The sequence below is a fragment of the Tenacibaculum finnmarkense genomovar ulcerans genome (assembly GCF_900239495.1).
Classification (GTDB): Bacteria; Bacteroidota; Bacteroidia; order Flavobacteriales; family Flavobacteriaceae; genus Polaribacter; species Polaribacter ulcerans.
Genome location: NZ_OENE01000027.1, coordinates 1 through 4,744 on the forward strand (window position 1 = coordinate 1; position 4,744 = coordinate 4,744).

1 pseudogene is annotated in these 4,744 nt (G+C 32.6%); it reads right to left on the minus strand.

Annotation, left to right across the window (positions count from 1 at the left end):
• A pseudogene (locus tag DPIF8902391_RS09225) lies at positions 1 to 4,081 on the minus strand (hypothetical protein); the annotation flags it as partial.
• Between the last annotated feature and the right edge of the window lie 663 nt (positions 4,082 to 4,744).

Here is a 4,744-nt window from a genome sequence, read left to right on the forward strand (position 1 = left end):
CTGTATTAGTGCTTACACATCCTGTTGCTGTTTCTGTAATTACTAAACTATATGTTCCCGCGGCACTTGCTATTGGATTTGAGATTGTTGCATCATTTAATCCTGCGGCTGGTGACCATAAATAGGTGTAGTCTGTATTGTTTGCTGCTCCAATTTGGATGCTTGTCGTTGCACATGTGATTACTCCACCTGTTCCGGCATCGGCTACTGGTAAAGCATTCACACTCAACTCAACTTCATCAGAAATTACCTCTGCACACGTATTACTTGTACTCGTTGTTACTAACCTATATTTATTTGTTGAAGCCGTTACGGGTGGATTCGTTAATTTTAAAGATGCGGTTGTTGCATTACTATATATACCGCCATTACTTATAACATTCCACGATCCAGCTCCTTCAATTTGTTCTTCCCATTGATAAACAAGCCCTGTTGTATTTCCTGCAATTCCTGTATAATCTGGAACCCCAGTATTAAAGATAGTCGTACTTTTTGATGACATTTCAGCCGTAAAAACTGCATTTTCACCTAAACAAATAGTTTTATTTGTAGGCTGTGTCTTTACTTCTATTTTTGTTGCTGTTAATACAGCTGTGTTTGTTCCCTGTCCTTGTGTATTATTGCTATTATCAGCAGTTCCTCCTGAATTTACCAAATTAGGAACTCCATTAATATCTACACCTCCTTGGTTTGCTATATCAATTCTTTTATCAGCATCTAATTGTGCTAATGTTACATTTTCATTCGCTTCTATTGCATCAGGACAGCCATCGTTATCAGAATCTGTATCTAAATAATTTGGAATTCCATCATTATCATTATCACAATGATTAATTTTAACAACTACGTTATCGACATATTCATCGGTAGATACACTAATAGCAGCATTATTTAACCAAGGATAATTACTTGCTGCACCTAAATCTATTTCATTAGCTATAAAAGGTGCTCCTAAAACCCCTGCAGCATTATATTTATATCCTTTATTATCAGCATATAAATGCAAAATGCCAGATCCGTTATCTTTAACATAATAAGTTGCAGATTGTCTAAACCAACCTTTTACTCTTGGAGGTGCTGTAAAGTTAGGTAATGATGAATTAGGCTCTCTAATTAAAACACTTCCATGCCCATATAAGAATACTCCATCAGGAGCACCAGCATAATCTTCTTTCCAAATAGGATCTTGACCAGGTGCACCAATAGCAATACCATATTCATTACTCTCTTTCGCTAAAGTTGAACCGGAATATTGTAAGCCTAATGAAAAATCTGATTCAACAGTATATTTTTCTCCGTTTAATAAGTTTACTTTATTTAAAACAATAAATGAAGACATTTGCTCCTTATCAACTATTCCTCCTCCATTTGCATCAATTACAATACTTAGATTACCATCAACTCCTGTAATAGACTTGTAATCTCCTACATTTGTTGTACTGGTATTCCCTGAGTTCGAATTATAAGCTTCTTGCAAACCATCAATCCCTGGTACTCCTACTAAGCTTCCTTTTGGAATAACTGCTCCTACTGTACCAGCTTCAAATGTTTCATTTATAATGATTTCTTCTACTATATTCCCTGTACAATTAACATCTTCTTCTGCATCTAAAACACCATCATTATCATTATCTAAATCTAAAGAATTAGAAACTCCATCTCCATCAACATCCTCTTCGGATGTTACCATAATTACAACATTAGCGTTAGCAGTTGTTGAACCATTAATAACATAATTTATTGTTGGTAGAGTACCACTATAAGTTGACTCTGGTACAAAAACTAAATCTCCATTAGTACTTAACGTTAATGTTCCTATTTTTATTCCCGAAATTTCAATATCTGTTGGTATTCCTAAGTCTAAAGTTGTTGGAGTTCCATTTCCATTTGCATCAACTGTTGCGCTTGCTACAGCTAATGTGACAGCACTGTCAGAATCTGCATCAACTCCATTTCCGTTATTTCCTGTTATAACATTTCCTGTAATATTCCCAGTATTTTTTCCTGAAAAATTATCATCGGTTGCCGTGGTAGTACAAGTATTTACCGTTACCGTAACTTTATTAATTAATTCAATATTACAAGTTCCTTTTGTTGCATAAATATTATAATCAGTTGTTGCACCTGGTGTCACTTTAAGTATTAAATCACCTGTTGCTAACTGTGTAGCAGAAGCTCCTGTTACTTCACTATCATCAGTATCTAAACGCAATTGATAGGTTACTCCAACTTCTGCATTTGTTATTGTTATTGATGCTTCTGACCCCTTACAAACAGTAGGATTATTAACAATTAAACTATCGTCAGGGTTAGTACATGTAATACAAGCTGAACCTTGTACATTTGGGTCATAAGGTTTTGTTGTATCAATTACATCATTTAAAATTCCTGAATCCGCAGAAGTTTCTAAATAATCATATAAACCATTTACTCCAACACCCATTGCAATTTCTGCTGGAGTTAAAGCTGTTAAACCTGCTTCTGTACCATCATCACAGCCGTCACCATCAGCATCTGTATTTAAACCTCTAGTACATATTGGGTCAATTGGAAATCTAACAACTTTAACAGCGTCTATAGTCACTACATCAGAACTATTCGTTCCCAGTTTTACATTAACAGAGGTTGATGTTGCTTTAAAAATGACCCTGTATACTTTCCAGTTAGGATCTAATGGTTGACTAGTCTTTGAAACTGTACTTGGAAAATCGGTAATAGCATAAGCACCAAAATCTGGATCATCACTAGTTAAAACATCACCACCTGTTATATCAACATAAGTTGAAGGAGCATAGCTAGATATACTTCCTGCATCACTATACCTAGGTAAAAACCCCATTTCATAAGTAAACTCATAATTTTCTCCTATAGTTAAACCTGTTAAATTATTAGAAATAGCCTCATTATTTAATGAAAAAATAATAAAAGCTCCACCATCAGTAATCGACTGCTTTACTGTAGGATGATAATCATTAGCTTGTTGATTAGAAGAAACTATATATTGCCCTTGTGTCCAATCTACTGACTCATGAAATATCCAATCATCTTTTTGTCCTATATCAGGGTTTGCTGTAGGCATTTGATCTTCTAAATGTACTGTATAAAAACTACCATCATTAGCTTTTTCGATACCCCAGGTGCCATTAAAATCACCTGTAGTTACCGTATGGTCATATTCAAAACTCCCACTAGAAGTTAAGTCTGTAGTACATTCAAATTTATCTAGAATACCATCATTATCATCATCAATATCAATATCATCAATAATTGAATCCCCATCAAAATCACTAATTATTGTAAATTCAGTGGAATCACTATAACAAGGACTTCCGTTATTATCACCTTCAAAAATAGCATAATAGTTACCTGCTAACACCTGTGTTCCATTTGGTATTTCACTATCTACACTTGCTGGTAAAAAATAATACCATTTTACATTTTTTATTCCTTTATTTGTTATCGTTGCTTCATAAGTACTTAAATCAAAAGTTGCTTTCTCTTTTTCTGGTGCAGTAGGATTCGTTGAAAACTGTGGAGCATCTCCTGCAGTACAAGGATTACAATTTGTAGTTGCTATTTTAACAGCATCTAAATAAATCCTCGTCATATTAAAACCATCCCATCCTTCGCCTACTAAACGAAGCCATTTATATCCTGCTCCTGTAACAATACCTGCCCCAATAGGTACAGTTATTGTAACTTCTCCCATAGAATTAGGAAAAATAGGTGTTACAACTGTCATTGCATTAAAAGTTGAGTTCGAATTCCCAAACTCAATTGTTAATGGCCTATTATATTGAGAATAATACCCTCTAAAAGTAATTACAGAGCCTTCTATAAACTCTTCAGTATATTCTAAAACTAAAGGCGTATTTCCTGAGTAATAAAAATTAGAATTATCAGGGCTTCCTAAAACTTGTGTCGCACTACTCCCTGTAACATAACCTTCCGTTGTTAACTCCCCATTCGCACACTGCGCCGACACCAACGAAGGAATCAGAAATGAAAAAGCGATTAAAAAAAATTTAAAAAAACATGTTAATAAGAATTTGTTTTTACCTGATAAGTAATAATTATTCATAAAAAATTTAAATTTAAAAAGCAGTTTTTTGATTATAAACTGACACTAATAATACTTTTATAATGATGTTTTTTCTATTAGAAAAAACATCTGACATTTGTAATTTGGCAGCTAATTGAATAGTTTTTTTAACTACCTGAAGGTACTGCCTGAATAAGAAGGGTTTTGTTTATTTTTTTTAGAAAAAATGAATAGCTTTTAGTACAACAACTTTATATGAAATTTTATTTTAATATCTAAACAACACCTGTTAAGTTATTAATTTTCAAACTATTTATTATGAATCTAAATCATTTAAAAGTGCAAAATTACTTATTTTTTAATTCATGACACTCATAAAAAAGCATCTTTAGCAACCTCAATAAATGCAATTTATTTCAACAAATAACTATTTTAAAGGTAAAATAATACCAACTATAAGTAAAGCAGTCTTTTCAATAGATTATATAAAAGAACATCTGCTTTCTTAAATTAAAAAGAACACTTCCTTTTTAATATTATAACTTTTAATCTATTCATACAATGACACTTTTTTCAAATTAAAGTCACATTTACAGTATTTATTTTAACCTAAAAAACACGAAGCGCTAACTTCGTGTTTTTTGTTATAAAACTTATTTTTTAAGCGTTTAGAAACTATTCTTTTCAGATGATTTCTTACTC